This is a genomic window from Bradyrhizobium macuxiense, from assembly GCF_001542415.1.
Taxonomy (GTDB): domain Bacteria; phylum Pseudomonadota; class Alphaproteobacteria; order Rhizobiales; family Xanthobacteraceae; genus Bradyrhizobium; species Bradyrhizobium macuxiense.
The window spans coordinates 57,120-74,087 of record NZ_LNCU01000014.1 but is presented as its reverse complement, the minus strand read 5'-3'; the positions used below and the strand labels follow the sequence as shown (position 1 = coordinate 74,087).

General features: G+C 63.7%; 20 protein-coding genes and 1 pseudogene. 12 read left to right on the top strand and 9 right to left on the bottom strand.

Annotated elements, in window-relative coordinates; translation table 11 throughout:
- Positions 1–118: 118 nt before the first annotated feature.
- The 4 genes from grxD to AS156_RS03420 are packed head-to-tail and all read left to right on the top strand — an operon-like array spanning position 119 to position 3,591.
- Positions 119–451, top strand: coding sequence for a Grx4 family monothiol glutaredoxin (grxD, locus tag AS156_RS03435; RefSeq protein WP_066500002.1), 333 nt, complete (start codon positions 119–121; stop codon positions 449–451).
- Positions 448–999 (top strand): O-acetyl-ADP-ribose deacetylase, encoded by a 552-nt coding sequence (locus AS156_RS03430; protein WP_066499999.1) that lies wholly within the window; start codon positions 448–450, stop codon positions 997–999. The genes grxD and AS156_RS03430 overlap by 4 nt, the downstream gene beginning before the upstream one ends.
- Before the next feature lie 47 nt (positions 1,000–1,046).
- On the top strand, positions 1,047–2,327 hold the full coding sequence (locus tag AS156_RS03425) for a serine hydrolase domain-containing protein (protein WP_136625980.1): 1,281 nt from the start codon (positions 1,047–1,049) through the stop codon (positions 2,325–2,327).
- A complete protein-coding gene (locus AS156_RS03420; protein WP_066499995.1) occupies positions 2,308–3,591 on the top strand; it encodes a serine hydrolase domain-containing protein in 1,284 nt (427 codons plus the stop codon). The genes AS156_RS03425 and AS156_RS03420 overlap by 20 nt, the downstream gene beginning before the upstream one ends.
- Positions 3,592–3,652: 61 nt before the next feature.
- On the opposite strand, the gene AS156_RS03415 is transcribed toward AS156_RS03420, so the two are convergent.
- The 3 genes from AS156_RS03415 to AS156_RS03405 form a co-directional block, all read right to left on the bottom strand.
- Positions 3,653–4,720 (bottom strand): threonine aldolase family protein, encoded by a 1,068-nt coding sequence (locus AS156_RS03415; protein ID WP_066499993.1) that lies wholly within the window; start codon positions 4,718–4,720, stop codon positions 3,653–3,655.
- Positions 4,721–4,828: 108 nt separating this feature from the next.
- Positions 4,829–5,446 carry a 30S ribosomal protein S4 gene (gene rpsD / locus AS156_RS03410; RefSeq protein WP_066499991.1) on the bottom strand — a complete coding sequence of 206 codons (618 nt, stop codon included), beginning with the start codon at positions 5,444–5,446 and terminating at the stop codon, positions 4,829–4,831.
- Between the two features lie 354 nt (positions 5,447–5,800).
- Positions 5,801–6,610: an IclR family transcriptional regulator gene (locus AS156_RS03405; RefSeq protein WP_066499985.1), complete on the bottom strand. Its 810-nt coding sequence runs from the start codon at positions 6,608–6,610 to the stop codon at positions 5,801–5,803.
- 243 nt (positions 6,611–6,853) lie between these two features.
- Here AS156_RS03405 and AS156_RS03400 point away from each other — a divergent pair, with 243 nt between their 5' ends.
- Genes AS156_RS03400 through AS156_RS03375 form a run of 6 tightly spaced genes read left to right on the top strand, consistent with a single transcriptional unit; the run spans position 6,854 to position 11,820 of the window.
- Positions 6,854–7,471 (top strand): flavin reductase family protein, encoded by a 618-nt coding sequence (locus tag AS156_RS03400; protein WP_066499983.1) that lies wholly within the window; start codon positions 6,854–6,856, stop codon positions 7,469–7,471.
- A gap of 5 nt (positions 7,472–7,476) precedes the next feature.
- A complete protein-coding gene (locus AS156_RS03395; protein WP_082747296.1) occupies positions 7,477–8,820 on the top strand; it encodes an MFS transporter in 1,344 nt (447 codons plus the stop codon).
- A gap of 22 nt (positions 8,821–8,842) precedes the next feature.
- The gene (locus AS156_RS03390) at positions 8,843–9,703 is read left to right on the top strand and encodes a fumarylacetoacetate hydrolase family protein (RefSeq protein WP_066499978.1); all 861 of its coding nucleotides are present in this window, start codon (positions 8,843–8,845) and stop codon (positions 9,701–9,703) included.
- Positions 9,704–9,706: 3 nt separating this feature from the next.
- Positions 9,707–10,510: a 2-oxo-hept-4-ene-1,7-dioate hydratase gene (hpaH, locus tag AS156_RS03385; RefSeq protein WP_066499975.1), complete on the top strand. Its 804-nt coding sequence runs from the start codon at positions 9,707–9,709 to the stop codon at positions 10,508–10,510.
- Between the two features lie 25 nt (positions 10,511–10,535).
- Positions 10,536–10,931 carry a RidA family protein gene (locus AS156_RS03380; RefSeq protein WP_066499967.1) on the top strand — a complete coding sequence of 132 codons (396 nt, stop codon included), beginning with the start codon at positions 10,536–10,538 and terminating at the stop codon, positions 10,929–10,931.
- Positions 10,932–10,944: 13 nt separating this feature from the next.
- On the top strand, positions 10,945–11,820 hold the full coding sequence (locus tag AS156_RS03375) for an amidohydrolase family protein (RefSeq protein WP_066499964.1): 876 nt from the start codon (positions 10,945–10,947) through the stop codon (positions 11,818–11,820).
- Positions 11,821–11,956: 136 nt separating this feature from the next.
- On the opposite strand, the gene AS156_RS03370 is transcribed toward AS156_RS03375, so the two are convergent.
- The 4 genes and pseudogenes from AS156_RS03370 to rpsU all read right to left on the bottom strand — a co-directional run bounded on the left by AS156_RS03370 (position 11,957) and on the right by rpsU (position 13,173).
- Positions 11,957–12,247, bottom strand: coding sequence for a DUF3551 domain-containing protein (locus tag AS156_RS03370; protein WP_245312529.1), 291 nt, complete (start codon positions 12,245–12,247; stop codon positions 11,957–11,959).
- A 129-nt stretch (positions 12,248–12,376) separates the two neighbouring features.
- A complete protein-coding gene (locus AS156_RS42685; protein WP_160331045.1) occupies positions 12,377–12,544 on the bottom strand; it encodes a hypothetical protein in 168 nt (55 codons plus the stop codon).
- A gap of 59 nt (positions 12,545–12,603) precedes the next feature.
- Positions 12,604–12,793, bottom strand: a pseudogene (locus AS156_RS41710) (HpcH/HpaI aldolase family protein); the annotation flags it as partial.
- A gap of 92 nt (positions 12,794–12,885) precedes the next feature.
- On the bottom strand, positions 12,886–13,173 hold the full coding sequence (gene rpsU, locus AS156_RS03360) for a 30S ribosomal protein S21 (RefSeq protein ID WP_066500159.1): 288 nt from the start codon (positions 13,171–13,173) through the stop codon (positions 12,886–12,888).
- 501 nt (positions 13,174–13,674) lie between these two features.
- On the opposite strand from rpsU, the gene AS156_RS03355 reads away from it, so the two are divergent.
- Positions 13,675–13,911 carry a DUF6894 family protein gene (locus AS156_RS03355; protein WP_066499957.1) on the top strand — a complete coding sequence of 79 codons (237 nt, stop codon included), beginning with the start codon at positions 13,675–13,677 and terminating at the stop codon, positions 13,909–13,911.
- A 591-nt stretch (positions 13,912–14,502) separates the two neighbouring features.
- Here AS156_RS03355 and AS156_RS03350 read toward each other — a convergent pair.
- The gene (locus AS156_RS03350; RefSeq protein ID WP_066499954.1) at positions 14,503–15,279 is read right to left on the bottom strand and encodes an HpcH/HpaI aldolase family protein; all 777 of its coding nucleotides are present in this window, start codon (positions 15,277–15,279) and stop codon (positions 14,503–14,505) included.
- 61 nt (positions 15,280–15,340) lie between these two features.
- Entirely contained in the window at positions 15,341–16,138 is a 798-nt protein-coding gene (gene murI / locus AS156_RS03345; RefSeq protein ID WP_066499952.1) for a glutamate racemase, read from the bottom strand.
- 179 nt (positions 16,139–16,317) lie between these two features.
- Here murI and AS156_RS40210 point away from each other — a divergent pair, with 179 nt between their 5' ends.
- On the top strand, positions 16,318–16,947 hold the full coding sequence (locus tag AS156_RS40210; RefSeq protein WP_082747295.1) for a cytochrome b: 630 nt from the start codon (positions 16,318–16,320) through the stop codon (positions 16,945–16,947).
- The last annotated feature ends 21 nt before the right edge of the window (positions 16,948–16,968 follow it).

Below are 16,968 nucleotides of genomic sequence, written 5' to 3'. Positions count from 1 at the left end.
ATTCCCGCCATTTTGCTTTGGATGCACAATGGTTTGGGCTACATATATGGCAGGTCACGGGTTAGACAGGGTGGACCGGCCCGTAAGGCTTAGAGCGCCGCCCCAAAAGGAAGCGAAAATGAGCATCGAGCAATTCATCGACAACGAAGTGAAGTCGAACGACGTCGTGCTGTTCATGAAGGGCACGCCGCAATTCCCGCAGTGCGGTTTTTCCGGACAGGTCGTCCAGATCCTCGACCACATCGGTGTCGGCTACAAAGGCCTCAACGTTCTCGAATCGGCCGAGCTGCGCAACGGCATCAAGGTCTATTCGAACTGGCCGACCATTCCGCAGCTCTATGTGAAGGGCGAATTCGTCGGCGGTTGCGACATCATCCGCGAGATGTTCCAGGCCGGTGAACTGCAGCAGCTGTTCTCCGACAAGGGCATCCCGGTCGACGCTGCGGTCTGACCTTGACCGCGCGCCAGATCGGCAAGGCGCGGCTCGAAGTCATCGTTGCAGACATCACGACCCTGCGCGTTGACGCCATCGTCAACGCGGCCAATTCGTCGCTGCTCGGCGGCGGTGGCGTCGACGGCGCGATCCATCGCGCAGCCGGACCGCAGCTGCTGGCCGAGTGTCGCACGCTCAACGGCTGCAAGACCGGCGACGCCAAGATCACCAAGGGATATCGGCTCCCCGCAAAGCACGTGATCCATGCCGTCGGCCCGATCTGGCACGGCGGCAACCAGAATGAGGACGCGCTGCTCGCGTCCTGCTATCGCCGCGGCATCGAGCTGTGCCAGGCTGACCGCCTCGCTTCAGTCGCATTTCCGGCCATTTCGACCGGCGTCTATCATTTCCCGCCCGATCGCGCGGCGAGCATCGCTGTTAAGGCAGTTGTCGACAGCCTGATCGCGGCGCCCGACGTCACACATGTGATCTTCTGCTGCTTCTCGGCTCAGGGCGGCAAGCTGCATGAGGCCGCATTGTCCGCCTTTGGCAGCCCTTGTGCCTGATGATACCGCCGCTACACTTCCCCGTGATTTCCGGGGAGGGAGATTGGATGAGTTTATCAGCATTGTTGCGTACGGCGGCAGCGGGCGCGGTGCTGCTGGCGGCGCCCCTGGCGCATGCCGAAGGCACCTACGAAATCCCGGCTGGCGCGCATTTCAGTCAGGAGAAGCTCGCCAAGATCAGTGATTTCTTCAAGAACGAGGTGGCGACCGGCAAGATTCCCGGTGCGATCGTTCTGATCCGGCAGCACGGCAAGCCGGTCTATCACGAGGCCTTCGGCGTGCAGGACGTGGTCAGCAAGGTGCCGATATCAGACAAGACGATCTTCCGCCTGTTCTCGATGACCAAGGCGATCACCTCGGTGGTCGCGATGGAGCTTCTTCAGGAGGGCAAGTACAAGCTCGACGACCCCGTCTCGAAATACATTCCCTCCTTCGCCAATGTGAAAGTCGGCGTCGAGAAGAAGGCCGAGGATGGCACCAAGACGCTCGAGCTGGTGCCGCCGAACCGGCCGATGAAGATCGTCGATCTGATGACGCATACGTCGGGCGTGACCTACGGCTTCTACGGCGACAGCCTGGTGCGCAAGGCCTATCGCGACGCCAACATCTATGCCGGCGATTTCGACCTCGCCGAGTTTGCCGAGCGGATCGCCAAGCTGCCGCTGCACAACCAGCCCGGCGCGCTCTGGCAGTACGGCCATTCCACCGACATCCTCGCGCGTGTGATGGAGGTGGCGACCGGCGAAAAACTCTCGACGATCGAGCGCGAAAAACTGCTCGATCCGCTCGGCATGAAGGACACCGGATTCTTCGTCACCGATCCCGCGAAGCAGAAGCTGATGGCCGAGCCGATGCCGAACGACAGCGATTTCCGGGTTGGCCACATCAACGATCCGACCAAGGTCAAGAAATGGGAATCCGCCAGCGGCGGCATGGTCTCGACCATGGCTGATTATTCGCGCTTCGCGCAGATGCTGCTCAATGGCGGCACCTTCGAAGGCAAGACCATCCTGAAGCCGGAAACGTTCAAGGAGTTGACGACGGACCATGTCGGCCCCGGCTCCGGCGTCGATCGCGACTATTTCTATTTCCCCGGCGATGGCTTCGGCTTCGGACTCGGGCTCGCGGTGCGTACCGATCCCGGCAATGCCAAGCCGCCGCCGCCCGGTGACCTCGGCGAGCTGAAATGGGACGGTGCCAGCGGCTGCTATTTCGTGATTGACCGCAAGCAGGACATGTTCTTCATCCTGCTGGAGCAGACGCCGACGGAGCGTCAGCGCATCCAGCGGACCTTGAAGCAGTTGATCTATGAAGCGATGGAGAACTGATCTGCCCGGGCGCCGCGCGATCGTCGCGGCGCTCGTTCTCATACTTGGCGCAACCGGTGCGAAAGCGGGCTCCGTGGGGCACGCTGCGCACAGCTTCTCACCGGCGGGCCTCGCCAAGGTCTCCGACTACATCAGGAACGAGATCGCGACCGGCAAGATTCCCGGCGCGATCCTCCTGCTGCAGCAGCACGGCAAGCCCGTCTACTATGAGAATTTCGGTGTCCGCGATATCGCAACCGAGCTCTCGATGAGCGCCGACACGATCTTCCGCCTGTATTCGATGTCGAAGCCGATCACAACGGTCGCGGCGATGATGCTGGTCGAGGAGGGCAAGCTCGGACTGGACGACCCGGTCTCGAAATACATCCCGGCGTTTGCCGATATGAAGGTCTGCGTGGAGAAGCGCGGCGAGGACGGCAAGCCGACCATGGCGCTGGAGCCGCTCAAGCGTCCTGTCACGATCGAAGACCTGATGCGCCACACCGCCGGATTGCCTTACGGCTATTTTGGCGGCGGTGTCGTGAACAAGATCTACGCCGACGCCGGCTTGTTCAACAACGATCCCGACAATGCCGAATTCGTCGCGCGGCTCGCGGCGTTGCCGCTCGCCGAGCAGCCCGGCACGCTGTGGGACTACGGCCACTCCACCGACGTGCTCGGCCGGATCATCGAGGTGATCTCGGGAAAATCGCTGTTTCAGTTCGAGAAAGAGCGATTGCTCGATCCGCTCGGGATGCACGAGACCGCATTTGACGTCACCGACCGCACCAAATGGCCGCTGATTGCCGAGCCGATGCCGAACGACCGCACGATCAGCCCCGTCGCCGACGTCCGTGATCCACGGCAGCCGCTCAGATGGCAATCGGGTGGTGGCGGGATGGTAGGCACCATCGGCGACTATGCGCGCTTCTCGCAGATGCTGCTGAACGGCGGAAAATATGAGGGCCGACGCTACCTGAAGCCGGAAACCATCGCGCTGATGACGTCGGACCATATCGGTCCCGAGACTGGCGTCGTCCGCGACAAAAACTATTACCCGGGCCCGAATTCAGGATTTGGCCTCGGCTTTGCTGTCCGCACCTCGGTGCCGGAGAACACGTCGTGGCCGTTGGGCGAATATCGCTGGGACGGCGTGGCGGGCACGTTCTTCTTCATCGACCCCGAGGATGACCTGTTCGGGATCCTGATGATGCAGACACCAACGCAGCGCGGCCGGATCCAGCAGGACCTCAAGACGCTGATCTATCAGGCGATGGGACGGTAGGCCCCCCACTGCTTGAAATTCGTAGCCCGGACTGAACGAAGCGCAATCCGGGCTACGGCGGCTACGCCGCGCGCACGATCTCGCGGACGTGGCCGATCATCTCCTCGATCTGGCTAGCCGTCACGTCGAGATGCGTGCAGGCCCTGATCCGGCCGTCCATCATCGCCAGCATCACGCCGCGCTTGCCCAGCTCGGCGACCATCTTGTCGCCGGGTACGCCGGCGCCGTCGGGCTTGAAGAAGACGAGGTTGGTCTCCGGCGCCTGCACCTGGATGCCGTTGATCTGCGAAAGCCCGCGCGCCAGCGCGCGAGCGTTGGCGTGATCATCGGCGAGGCGGTCGACGTGATGGTCGAGCGCATGGATGCAGGCGGCGGCGACGACGCCGGATTGGCGCATCGAGCCGCCGAGCCGCTGCTTCCAGCGCCAGACCTCGTCGATGAAGGCGCGGGTGCCGGCGATTACGCCGCCGATCGGTGCGCCCAGCCCCTTCGAGAAGTCGATCCAGGCGGAATCCCAGCCCGCCGTCATGTCGCGTGGCGAGATGCCGGACGCGACGGTGGCGTTCAGGAGTCGCGCGCCGTCCATATGGGTGGCGAGGCCATGGGCCTTGGCGATGCCGGCGATCTCGTCGAGCGCAGCCTTCTTCCAGACCGTGCCGCCGCCGATATTGGCGGTCTGCTCGACGCTGACGAGCACCTGCGGCGGCTGGTAGCGGGTGCGCGGATGAAGCGCGGCGCGGAAGGTGTCAGGCGTGAACTGGCCGTCGTCGCCCGGCAGCGGCGTGATCTGGAAGCCGCCGAGGGCTGCATGCGCGCCGCCCTCGCGCGCGATGATGTGCGCGGTGGCATGCGCCAGGATCTCGTCGCCCGGACGGCAATAGGCCAGCGTCGCCGCGACGTTGCACATCGTGCCCGACGGCATGAACACCGCGGCTTCCTTGCCGAGCAGGTCGGCGACGCGGGCGTTGAGCAGGTTGGTGGTCGGATCGTCGCCGACCTGCTCGTCGCCGACGTCGGCTTTCGCCATCGCCTCGCGCATCGCTGGTGTCGGCTTCGTCTGCGTGTCCGACAACAGGTTGATGCGGACGGGCGGAGCCTTGGGATCGGGCGGGGCAGGGGTGTAATGCATGATGGGTCTCTCGGTCGGTAGGCGCGGACTTCAGCCGAGCAGGACTTTAGCCAAACAAAAAGACCCCGGCAAAACCGGGGCCTTTCGTATCTCGCATGCGTGCTGCGATCAGCGCGAATAGAATTCGACGATCAGATGCGGCTCCATCTGCACCGGGAACGGCACGTCGGAGAGGCCGGGGATGCGCGCGAACTTCGCGGTCATCTTGGAGTGATCGACTTCGATGAAGTCAGGCACGTCGCGCTCGGGAAGCTGGCTCGCTTCCAGCACCGGCGTGAGCTGCTTGGAGGATTCCTTGACCTCGATGGTGTCGCCGACCTTCAGCTTGTAGCTGCCGATGTTGACGCGGCGGCCGTTCACCTTGACGTGGCCGTGATTGATGAACTGGCGCGCGGCGAACATCGTGGAGACGAACTTGGAACGATAGACCACGGTGTCGAGACGGCGTTCGAGCAGGCCGATCAGGTTCTCGCCGGTGTCGCCCTTCAGGCGGCTGGCCTCGACATAGATGCCGTGGAACTGGCGCTCGGAAATGTTGGCGTAATAGCCCTTGAGCTTCTGCTTGGCGCGGAGCTGGACGCCGAAGTCGGAGAGCTTGCCCTTGCGGCGCTGGCCGTGCTGGCCGGGGCCGTATTCGCGGCGGTTCACGGGGCTCTTCGGGCGGCCCCAGATATTCTGGCCCATGCGGCGATCGATCTTGTACTTCGCCTCACTGCGCTTTGTCATCGCGGTCCTCTTTGCATAGCCGCCGCACAGGGCGCCGGCGTTTTGTTAGAGTCAGGTTTGAGGAAACGCGCCCTCCTGTGTACAGGCCACAAAGGCCCGTACCGACAGATCCGCCTCGAAAGCTCGGGGACGAACCACGGGTCGCGAAACGCTTCGCGGGCCGAAACCGGCCCGCGAGCAGGGGTGGTCTTAAGGAGAAAGCGCCGCCATGTCAAACAAATCGGCCCATTTTTTCGGGCCGATCGGCGGAAAATCGGGCCTTTTGGGCCTGTTACGACCGTTCCCGGTCACCCGGACCGGCCGGACGTCAACTGGAACCCGGGGGGATCCCGACCTCCGTTTGTCCAGGAGCCCTCATGGCGAGGATACGCGGATCACCTGCTCGATGGTGCGGGCTGCCTGCAACAGGATCTCGGCGACCTCCTGCTCGCGGCGGGGGCCGAGCCGCACCCGCACTGCCGACACGGTGATCGCCGCTGCCGGGCGCCCGTCGGGCGTCTTGATCCAGGTCGAGATCGATTTCGTGCCCTGCACCAGTCCGACCTCGCGCAGATTGTAACCCCGCCGCCTTGCAGCGGAGATCTGCTCCAGCACGGTGGATGCGCTGGTGCGATAGGCCCTGAACCGCACCTCATTGGCGGCAACGATCTTCTTCGCTTCCGCCGTCGGCATCGCGGCGAGGATCGCGACACCGGCGCTGCTGACGCCCAGCGGACGCCGCGCGCCGACTTCGATCGAAAGCACCTGGATCGGGTAGGAGCCGATCCTGCGATCGACGCAAAGCGTGTCGTTGCCGGTCCGCACCGTCAGGAACAACGTGTCGCCGACCTGTTGCAGGGTTTGCTCGAGAACATCGTCTGCGGCGGCCAGCAGCGGCGAGCGTGATTGACGCGCGAGCGCGAGCTCGCCGACCTGCCCACCGATCGCATAGCGGCCGGTCTTCGGATGCTGTTCGACGATGCCTTCCTCGATCAGCACGTGGACGATCCGATGCACGGTGGGCCGCGTCAATCCGGTGACCTGCACGACCTCGGCGAGCGGCACGCCGTTGCTGCGGCCCGCGGCCAGAATGCGCAGCACGGACAGCGCGCGCCGGATCGCCTGCGCGCCCGGCCGTGGTTCCGAGCGGCCTCGCGCCGGCCTCGAGGGGGATGCATTGTCCATAATGTGGACGAGAACTGCATGAATCGGTCGACAGGTAAAGCCCGGAATCGACAGATTGCGGTTTGATCGCGGTGCCCGGCGCGGCTTCGACGGGCACTCAAAAACAACAGCTCGGACGCGGTCCGCGGCAATCAACGGGAGGATGGATGACATCGCTTTGGATCGCCAAAACCACTGGTGTAGCGGGCTCGCAGCGTCCGGCGCTCAGCGTCAAACTGCCGCAACACCAGGGCTGACCCATCGATGCGGATCGATCCATCCGATCTCGGCGCCGAGCGGATCTACCGGCTGATGACCGGCATCGTGGTGCCGCGCCCGATTGCCTGGGTGACGAGCCTGTCGCGCGACGGCGTGCTCAACCTCGCGCCGTTCAGCGCCTTCACCTTCGTTTCGCAGAAGCCGCCGATGCTCGCCATCAGCGTCGGTCGCAAGGGTGCCGACTACAAGGATACGGCACGCAACATCCTCGATACCGAGGAATACGTGATCCACATCGCGGATGCGCCGCTGATGAACGCCGTGCATGAGAGCTCCGTCGAGCATCCGCCTGAGGTCAGCGAGGTCGAGCAACTCGGACTGGAGACCGCACTATGCGAACACGTCAAGGTGTCGCGGCTGGTCGCGGCGCCTGTCGCCATGGAATGCCGTTTCCGGCAATGCCTCGAATTCGGCGATGCGCGCAGCCGCCTCATCGTCGGCGAAGTCGTGATGTTCCACATCCGCGACGGCCTCGTCGCCAACGGCAAGGTCGAGACTGAAGCGCTCGATCCGATCGCCCGTATCGGCGGTCCGCGCTATGCGCGTCTCGGCGAGATCGTGACGTTGCGGACGGTTTTTCAGACTCCGAAATCGCCGGATTGAATCCCATGGCGGTGACAGCAAACAGCAGATTGATGACCGATCATTCCCCGACCACTGAAACCAGCAGATATTCGACCGGCGAACGCGCCGCGATCATCTTTTCATGCATGCTCGGCTTTGCGCTCGATCTTTACGACGTGCTGATCATGCCGTTCCTGATGAGCTCGATTCAGGCCTCGCTCAAGATCTCGCTCACCCAGGTCGCGAGCGTCACCAGCCTCACGCTGATCGGCTCGGTGATCGGCGGCGCGTTGTTCGGCTGGCTCGGCGATCGCATCGGCCGCAAGCAGGCGCTGCAGTTCACGCTCGGCGTCTTTGCCGCCGGATCGATCGTGTCGGCCTTTGCGTGGGACTATGCCAGCCTCGCCGTCCTGCGTTTCATCACCGGCGTCGGCCTCGGCGGTGAATGGGGCGCCGGCATGGTGCTGTTCAATGAGGCCTGGAACAAGGATCGCCGCGGCCTCGGCAGTGCCTTCATCCAGGGCAGCGCGGTCATGGCGAGCGCAGGCGCATCCATCGTCGGTGTTTGGGCGACCACCTCGTTCAGCCCCGAATGGGGCTGGCGCATCGCGCTGCTCACCGGTGGCTCGCCGATCCTGTTGATGATCTTCATCCGCTTCTTCATGCCGGAGTCGAAGGCATGGCTGCAATTCGATCGCGCCCGCAACAGCGGCTTGGTCGAAGCGCGCGTCAAGACCACCAACACGTTGCTCCTGATGTTCCAGGGCCGGCTGCTGCCGATCTCGATCATGTGCCTCGCGTGGATGATGGCCTACATGTTCTGTTACTACGGCATCGTCGTCTTCACGCCCACGCTGATGCAGAGATCGCTCGGCACGCCGCCGGAAGTGGTGCGCAACATCTCGGTCATCGCATCCATCGTGGGTGGCTGCTCCTATATCTGCATGGGCCTGCTCAACGACGCATTTGGCCGCCGGTTCGGCGCGTTGGTGCCGGGGCTTGCCTGGGCTGTGATGGCCTGCGCGCTCTACGCGTTCGGGCATGAGAAATTCGCCGACAGCCTGTTCGGCTTCCCGATGTTCTGGACCTACATCGCCTTCGTGATCGGCAATTCCGCGCTCGGCGTGGTCGGAACATGGTTGTCCGAAATCTATCCGATCGAGGTGCGATCGACCGCAGTCTCGCTGATCTACATGGCCGGCCGCGGCGTCGGCAGCCTCGCGCCGGTGGTCGTGCCGCTGGCGGCCGCCGGCTTCGGCGGTGAGCTTGCGACGGGCATGCTGATCGTGGTGCCGGCGATCGTCCTGTTCCTCGCGATGACCCTGCTGCTGCCCGAGACCCGCGGCCGCGACCTTGCGGCTGTCGCGACGTCGCGTCGGGCGGCCTGAACTATTCCCGGAAAGGACGACAATGCGACTGTTGAGCTATCTCGTAAACGGCGAGGCGCGCTACGGCGCGGCCATCGCAGGCGGAGTGGTCGACCTGACCCAACGGATCGGCCGCGAGTTTGCCGATCTGAAGGCGCTGATCGCGGCTGATGCGCTGGCGGCGGCGCGAACCGCGGTCGCAGGACAAAAGCCCGATCACGCGCTCGATAGCCTGACCCTGCTGCCACCGGTCCTCGCGCCGGAGAAGCTGTGGTGCATCGGCGTGAACTACGCCGAGCGCAACGCCGAATACAAGGACAATTCGGACCTGCCCAAATATCCGAGCCTGTTCGTGCGCAGCCCCTCGTCGATGGTCGGCTCCGGACAATCGATCGAGAAGCCGAAAGTATCCGAGCAGCTCGACTATGAAGGCGAGCTCGTCATCGTGATCGGCAAGGCCGGCCGGCACATTCCGCGCGACCAGGCCTGGTCGCATATCTTCGGAATGACGCTGTGCAACGAGGGCACGATCCGCGATTGGCTGCGCCACGGCAAATTCAACGTCACGCAGGGCAAGAACTTCGATCGCTCCGGCAGCATCGGCCCATGGATCGTCACCGCCGACGAGCTCGACCCGCGCGGTCCGCACGACATCGTCACGCAGGTCAACGGCGAGGTGCGGCAGCAGGATACGACGGAACGGCTGATGTTTCCGTTCGATATGCTGATCGCCTATCTCTCCACTTTTGCGACCTTGAAGCCCGGCGACATGATCGTGACAGGCACGCCGACCGGAGCGGGGGCCCGGTTCGATCCGCCGCGCTGGCTCAAGCCCGGCGATGTGGTCGAGGTCGAGTCCGCCGGCATCGGCGTGCTGCGCAACACCGTGGTCGCGGAGCAATAGGTCATGCTCGATGCCTCCACCATCGAACGGCTCGCCGCCAGGCTTGACGAGGCCGAGCGAACCAAGTCGCTGATCCCGATGTTCTCGCGCGAGCATCCCGATATCACCATTGAGGATGCCTATGCGATCCAGCGTGCCTGGACGCGGCTGCAGCTCGATCGTTGCCGCGTCATCAAGGGGCACAAGATCGGCCTGACCTCGAAAGCGATGCAGAATGCGGTCGGCATTGCCGCGCCGGATTACGGCGTGCTGTTCGCCGACATGTTCTATCCCGACGCCGGTCCGATCCCGTTCGATCGCTTCCATGCGCCGCGGATCGAGGTCGAGCTCGCCTTCGTGCTGAAGGCGCCGTTGCGCGGGCCGCACTGCACGATCTTCGACGTGCTGGACGCGACCGACTATGTGACGCCGGCGCTCGAGATCCTGGAGACCCGCATGCATCGCGTCGATCCCGAAACCGGGAAAGGGCGCAAGGTCATGGACACGATCTCGGACAATGCGGCGAATGCGGCGCTGGTGGTGGGTGGCCGGCCGTTCCGTCCGCTGGATGCGGACCTGCGCTGGATCGGTGCATTGCTGTTCCGCAACGGCGAGATCGAGGAGACCGGGCTTGCCGCCGGCGTGCTCAATCATCCCGCGAACGGCATCGCCTGGCTCGCCAATCGGCTGGCGCCGCATGACGAGCATCTTGCCGCCGGTGAAGTCGTGCTGGCCGGCTCGTTCACTCGCCCGGTCGATATCCGCCGCGGCGATACGTTTCACGCAGATTACGGCGCCTTCGGCTCGGTCTCGTGCCAGTTCGTCTGATCAGCAAACCAGAAGAGGCCAGTTCATGACAGGTCATAACAGGCGCAAGAGCATCCATATCGGTGGCCTCAAGCACGCCAACCCGATTCCGAACGCCTCCCGTATCGGCAATCTCGTGATGTCCGGTGTCATCCTCGGCCGCGATCCCGCGACCGGCGTCATGCCGGAGAGCCTGGACGCGCAATGCGCCAACATGTTCGCGCACATGAAGGCGACGGTGGAGGCTGCCGGCGGCTCGACCGACGACATCATCAAGATGACGGTGTGGCTGAAGGACCGTTCGCAGCGCGGCCCGGTGAATACCGAGTGGCTGAAGATGTTTCCCGACGAGCACTCACGCCCGGCGCGTCACGCGCTACCGATGGACAACATGGACGGTGGCGCGCTCGTGCAGTGCGACTTCACCGCCGTGATCGACTGAAGGAGCTTTGACGATGCCGACCTATCTTCCGTTCGACCCCAATCCGCGCCGTCCCGCCAAGACGCCGCCGCCGAAGACAGTGGACAGCCAGTTTCACGTGCTGGGCCCGCTGGACAAATATCCGATCCGGCCCGGTGCCGCCTATCAGATGCCGACCGCGACCTGGGAAGCCGCGCTGCGCATGCACAAGGCCCTCGGCATCGAACGCGGCGTCATCGTGCAGACCACGACCTATGGCGCCGACCATGCGGTGGTGCTCGACGCGCTCGCGGCGATGGGGCCGAACTATCGCGGCTGCGCCAACGCGCTGGTGTTTGCCGAGGCCGACGATGCCTATCTTGTGAAGCTGCATGACGCGGGCGTGCGCGGCGCGCGTTTCAGTTTCCGCCAGGAGCTCGGGGCTGTGCTGTCGGACAAGGATTTCGCGCGGGCGATCGCGCGCATCCGCGAGCTGGGCTGGTATGCGAAGATCCAGCCGGAGAAGGACGGCATCGTGTCGAGCGTCGAGAAGTACTGGTCGCTCGACGTGCCCGTCCTCATCGACCACATGGCGCGTCCGGACCCTGTCGGCGGCAAGGATGATCCCAATCTGCGCACGATGCTGGAGCTGCTGTCCCGGGGCAATTTCTGGGTGATGCTGTCGCTCGGCGAAAAGACCTCGAAGGCAGGGCCGCCCTATGATGACGTGATCCCGATTGCGCGCGCCTATATCGAGGCGGCGCCGGATCGCTGTGTGTGGGCGAGCGATTGGCCGCATCCGGTGTCCGTCAAGCAACCGCCCAATGATGCCGATCTGATCGAGCTGATGTACCGCTACGTCACCGACGACGCGACGCTGGAGAAGATCCTGGTCCACAACCCGGCGAAGCTGTTCGGATTTCCCGCCTGAGGCGTGACGGTTTCTGGATTCGTTTTCCCTATCCAGCGCTGAATCCGGATGTCGCGACGATCATCCGGATTTGGCTGTTCTTGCGGCCTCCGAGATCTACTCGGGGGCCGCAACGTTTGAACCTGATCCCGGCAGCTCAATGCGCGACGGGGCGTTTGCGCGAATGCTTTTGCTTGGGTTGGAAGGCGAGGGAATCGCTGGCGCTCTTCGCCGAGCCGTTGTGCGAGCACGAGCCGCCGATGCCGGAGGATGCGGCCTGGCATGCTTCCATGGTCGGATAGCCGCAACCATGAGCGGCTTGAGCTCCGTTCGTGATGCAGTAATCGTCTGCCCGAGCGGCGGGCGCGGCCATCACAAACAGCCCGCATGCGAACAATGCCGCAGCGGGGATGGCGAAGTTTTTCGAAGTCAGTTTCATCTTGGTCATGTTGTTAGCCCATATGAAATGCCCGACGCATGATCGCGCCGGGTGTCACGCGGGCGCTTCTATGCGCTGGGCCCGTTCGGGTAATCGGGGCATTTTGCATCGCAGCGATGCCCCGATATTCCTTCAAGTTCAGGTGTTTGGATTGTGATACGTGCTGACGAGATCGTGCGCCTCGGCGCCGACTGCGGCAAAATATTCTGCGAAACGACCGAACGGCAGGTATTTTCTAATCGCCGATGAGCCGCACGGAGAAAGAGGAATGCGCGGCGTCGAGGTTTCGTACGGCACGGCATTCATACAGCTGTCATGTCATGTCGCGCGCCTCGCTTGCGCGTCAGGATTGAGCCTGCTTCCGATCAGCGCTTGATCCCCGCCAACGTCGATGCGATGCCGCGCTGGAACAGCGGCCAGTCGAAGCCGAGTCCGAGCGCGAGGTCGTCGGTCGATCATCGCATTGGCTTGGTCTGCGGTGCGCGCGCCGCCGCCGATCGGCACGCCGCTTTTCATGATGCCGTCTTCGGCGCGCTGCATCAGCGCGACCACTTCACCGCACGCTGCGCCCCGCCTTAGTCGCGTCGTCCGCGTTGCAGATGATCGGGAAGTGATGCCGAGCCGCCGAAGTTGCGGGCTCTCGCGAACTACGTCGAAACCGGTCGTGCGCCGCTGGTGGTCGAGGGCAAGGCTTGTTTGCGCGGCGGTGGCTCCCTTTTCGGCGGTGCCGGGATCAGCCCTTCTCTTATGGCCTGCTTCCGAGCCAGCTTGCGGGCTCGACGCACGGCTTCAGACTTTTCACGGGTCTTTTTTTCCGACGGCTTTTCATAGGAGCGCCGCCGCTTCATCTCTCTGAAGATGCCCTCGCGCTGCATTCTCTTCTTTAGAACGCGCAGGGCCTGGTCGATGTTGTTGTCACGGACGATTACTTGCAACGTCGTTTGCTCCATGGGTTCGGCGCAGATGCTGGGCACCCCGAAACCATTCGGTGCCTAACTCGACGCGACGTTCATTTACGACCGGCACGCAAGAGCGAGTTCGATCGAAGGACAGGGCGGGCTGCACCACCGTTCCAGCATCAGAGAAACGGCAAAACTGACTGAGCACTTAGGTCCAAAGCTCGAGCGCCTGCTTCGTGCGAAAGCACGATTCGGTTCTTTTTCAATCCGACGATGTCTTTGGAAAAGGGTCGTCGTTACGACCGATCTACAAGGCTCAAGGCCAATCGAACACTGTCAAGCTAAACACATATTTCGCAGATGCAAGGTGCATTTCGGTGACCGGACGATCTATCTGCGGTCCGACCCGGTTCGGGCGCACGTCGTTCCGCTTGAACCAAGCCAGGGTCCGCGAGTTGACAGGCATCATCGACCGCGGTTCCACAGGCCTCGGTGGCTGACAGACGATGCATTCCCACCTGCGATCGCGAGGCCGTCATGACGCGCTACTACTTCGACATCAGAAGCGGACAAGATCTGTATCCCGATGAGCAGGGGCTTGAGCTTTCCGATCAGAGAGCGGCCGAGATCGAAGCGGCACGATCTCTGATCGGCCTGGCGAAGGACCTTCCACCCCTCCAAGAGCGCGAGGATGTCGCGATCGAGGTTCGCACAGGAACTGGAGCGCTCTTCAAGGCCGCTTTTGTCTTTGAAATTACGCGCTTCAAACACTGATGCGACCGGCGCAGGGCGCTGCGGAAGCAGGTCGCGGGCGAGAAGGGGAACCGCGTTGGTTTGCCGTTCGATACGATAGCGACAGCTATTGTGACTGAATGGGCGCATGCTCGCTTCCGGGCGAGATAGCGCGGCTCCGAATGCGCTTTTTTACGTGCGTCAACGCGTTTTGGGTATACGCTGCCCGGCATCACCGCTCAGCCACGGGTATCCGCCGGTGACTGAGAGTGTTGTGCTCCCGCCCCAGACAGGGAGTGTCTCATGCCTGACATTCAATTCACCAACAGACTCTCGGCTCGCGAAGCCGTGCCTTCGCAGTGTCCGTTGTGCCAAGGCCCTATGGCAGCTCTGCATGTTGTGTCAGGACGGCCCGGCTTCGAGCATTGGACCTTAAGATGCAAGAAATGCGGGCTTGTTCATCAAGCACAGGCCGCGGCAGATCCGATCAATCCAGTAGCGTTGGCCTGGTGCGCCGCCGACGAGTTGAAGCCGCCCCGATAGGGCAAAGGGCGCCACTCAGAAGATCAGAGCGGGCGGTTCTGAACGATCGGAGGAGATGTCGCGTATACAACAGTGGTTCACGTTGGCGGTTCAGCGCTTGATCCCCGCGAACGCCGCCGTGATGCCGCGCTGGAACAGCGACCAGTCGAAGCCGAGCGCGAGTGCGAGGTAGCCGCGGTCAATCATCGCATTGGCTTGGTCGGCGGTGCGCGCGACGCCGCCGATCGGCACGCCGCTCTTCATGATGCCTTCTTCGGCACGCTGTATCAGTGCGACCACTTCGGGGTCGTCAGGCAGGCCGCGCTTGTTGATCGAGGTGGCGAGATCGCCGGGGCCGATCACCGCGAGGTCGATCCCGGGTGTCGCCATGATCTCGTCGATGCGGTTCACCGCTTCGACATGCTCGATCGTGATCATGCAGATCATGTCGTCGTCGGCAGTCTCCATATAGTCGTTCATCGAGACGCCCCAGCGGAACGGCGCGTGGAATGGTCCCCAGAGACGGTCGCCGTTCGGCGGGTAGCGCACGCTGCGCACCGCCGTGGCTACGTCGTCGGCGTTACAGATCATCGGAAAATTGATGCCGAGCGCGCCGAGGTCCATCGGCGCCTTGGCAAGGTGCGGCTCGTTGGCAGCGATCCGCACCATCGGCACGCAAGGCGTTCCCGAGGTGGCCACGATCATTGCATGCGCGGAGCCGAGGTCGATCGGGCCGTGCTCGAGATCGACGATGATCCAGTCCAACGACTGCGCCATGATCTGCACGGTCTGGATGCTCGGAATGGTCGCGATCGCGCCGAAGGTCGGACGCTTCTCGCGCCACTGCTTGCGCAGGCGGTTGAGCGGCGTCAGCGGTGCTGAGGTCAAAGGCGATCCTCCCTCGGTGCGATCTGGGAAAGTTACCAGCCCAACGCGACGGCGGAAAGGATCAGGCCGGGACGCGGCCACCGAAGAATGGCGTCAGCGCCGCGCTCAGCCTGTGCGGGCGTTTCGAGGTGAAGATCATCTCGGCGCCGGCGGTATCGCCGTTGCCGTTGGCGGGGCCGAGCAGGTCGGACACGCGGCGGGCGATCGCGGGCGCCGGATCGATCCAGTCGACCGGCCACGGTGCGAGCTTGGTCAGCCGCTCCAGCAGTAGCGGATAATGCGTGCAGGCAAGCACGACGGTGTCGGTGCGGGCGGGGTCGTCGGCGCCGTAGCCGACGAAGCAGGGGGCGAGTTCGGTGGCAATGTCCTCATCGCGCACGCTCTGCCCGCTCAGCGCTTCTTCCGCGAGCGAGGCGAGCTCGCCGGAGCCGACCAGCGTCACCTCGCAGCCCTGCGCAAAATCCGAGATCAGCTTGCGGGTATATTCCCGCTTCACGGTGCCCCTGGTGCCGAGCACCGAGACCCGCCGGGTCTTCGACGAGGCGCAGGCCGGCTTGATCGCTGGTACGGTGCCGACGAAGGGCACCTGATAGGCGTCGCGCAGATGCGACATCACGATCGTGGACGCCGTGTTGCAGGCGATCACGACGAGGTCGGGCGCGTGGCTCTCGATCAGCTCGCCGATCAGCGGCACCACGCGGGCGACGATCTCGTCCTCGCCGTGGTGGCCATAGGGAAAGAAGGCGTCGTCGGCGACATAGACGTAGTGCGCGTCGGGCCGGGTCTTGACGATCTCGCGCAGCACCGTGAGGCCGCCCAGGCCGGAGTCAAAGACGAGGATCGTTGGGGGAGTGGGCACGGCGCGAGTCTATCCGATGTAAGGTTACCATTCAGTTGTTTGCCTGCCCGGCCATTGGGGCTGACACAAGGCAGTGAAGTCGGGGAATTTCATACGGCCTTGGGCGATACCTGCCACTGTCACGGCAAGCCATTGCTGCGACATGCGAAATCCGCACAGGCCGGAAGCGCAGACCGACCATGATCCGTAATACTACCGCAAGCTGGGGTCCTCTCGCCCGCGCGTTCCACTGGGTGCTCGGCATCACCATCATCGGCATGCTGGCCTATGGCTGGTGGATGAACCACCTCGCGGCGCGGCCGGACCGCCTGTTCTACCGTTCGATCCACGCCGATATCGGCTATCTGGTGCTGCTCCTCACTGTGCTGAGGCTGCTGGGGCGCGGCCTCAACCCGACACCCGAGCTGCCGTCCGAGACGCCCGGCTGGCAGCGGATCGCGGCCCGCCTCAGCCATGTCGCGCTCTATGCCGTCACCATCCTGGTGGCGATGTTGGGCTGGGCGCATTCCGGCGCGCACACGCCTGACTATTCGAGCTTCTTTGGCCTGTTCCACGTGCCGCAGATCACCTCGCCCGACAAGGCGGCGGCGGGGGCCTACGAGCACCGCCACATCTTCTTCGCCTATGTGCTGCTGGCGCTGATCGCGCTGCATCTCGCAGCGGTCGCGTTCCATCATTTCATCAAGCGCGACCGCGTCGCCGCACGCATGATCGGCGTGGGGCAGATCGACCACGCGGCGTCGGGCGCGAGGACGCTGAATTCGGTTGGATCACGGCTTGGCTCACCTCTCCCCGACGGGGAGAGGTGAGGCTGTGTGCGGTGGGCTAAC

Excerpts from the sequence above, each read along its gene's own strand:
- AS156_RS03395 (WP_082747296.1), top strand. The coding sequence starts at position 7,477 with ATGGCGGTGACAGCAAACAGCAGATTGATGACCGATCATTCCCCGACC.
- AS156_RS03390 (WP_066499978.1), top strand. The coding sequence starts at position 8,843 with ATGCGACTGTTGAGCTATCTCGTAAACGGCGAGGCGCGCTACGGCGCG.
- AS156_RS03370 (WP_245312529.1), bottom strand. The coding sequence starts at position 12,247 with ATGACCAAGATGAAACTGACTTCGAAAAACTTCGCCATCCCCGCTGCG.
- grxD (WP_066500002.1), top strand. The coding sequence starts at position 119 with ATGAGCATCGAGCAATTCATCGACAACGAAGTGAAGTCGAACGACGTC.
- AS156_RS40210 (WP_082747295.1), top strand. The coding sequence starts at position 16,318 with ATGATCCGTAATACTACCGCAAGCTGGGGTCCTCTCGCCCGCGCGTTC.
- AS156_RS03405 (WP_066499985.1), bottom strand. The coding sequence starts at position 6,610 with ATGGACAATGCATCCCCCTCGAGGCCGGCGCGAGGCCGCTCGGAACCA.
- AS156_RS03380 (WP_066499967.1), top strand. The coding sequence starts at position 10,536 with ATGACAGGTCATAACAGGCGCAAGAGCATCCATATCGGTGGCCTCAAG.
- AS156_RS03375 (WP_066499964.1), top strand. The coding sequence starts at position 10,945 with ATGCCGACCTATCTTCCGTTCGACCCCAATCCGCGCCGTCCCGCCAAG.
- AS156_RS03415 (WP_066499993.1), bottom strand. The coding sequence starts at position 4,720 with ATGCATTACACCCCTGCCCCGCCCGATCCCAAGGCTCCGCCCGTCCGC.
- AS156_RS03355 (WP_066499957.1), top strand. The coding sequence starts at position 13,675 with ATGACGCGCTACTACTTCGACATCAGAAGCGGACAAGATCTGTATCCC.
- hpaH (WP_066499975.1), top strand. The coding sequence starts at position 9,707 with ATGCTCGATGCCTCCACCATCGAACGGCTCGCCGCCAGGCTTGACGAG.
- AS156_RS03425 (WP_136625980.1), top strand. The coding sequence starts at position 1,047 with ATGAGTTTATCAGCATTGTTGCGTACGGCGGCAGCGGGCGCGGTGCTG.
- AS156_RS42685 (WP_160331045.1), bottom strand. The coding sequence starts at position 12,544 with ATGAATGCCGTGCCGTACGAAACCTCGACGCCGCGCATTCCTCTTTCT.
- rpsD (WP_066499991.1), bottom strand. The coding sequence starts at position 5,446 with ATGACAAAGCGCAGTGAGGCGAAGTACAAGATCGATCGCCGCATGGGC.
- AS156_RS03400 (WP_066499983.1), top strand. The coding sequence starts at position 6,854 with ATGCGGATCGATCCATCCGATCTCGGCGCCGAGCGGATCTACCGGCTG.
- AS156_RS03420 (WP_066499995.1), top strand. The coding sequence starts at position 2,308 with ATGAAGCGATGGAGAACTGATCTGCCCGGGCGCCGCGCGATCGTCGCG.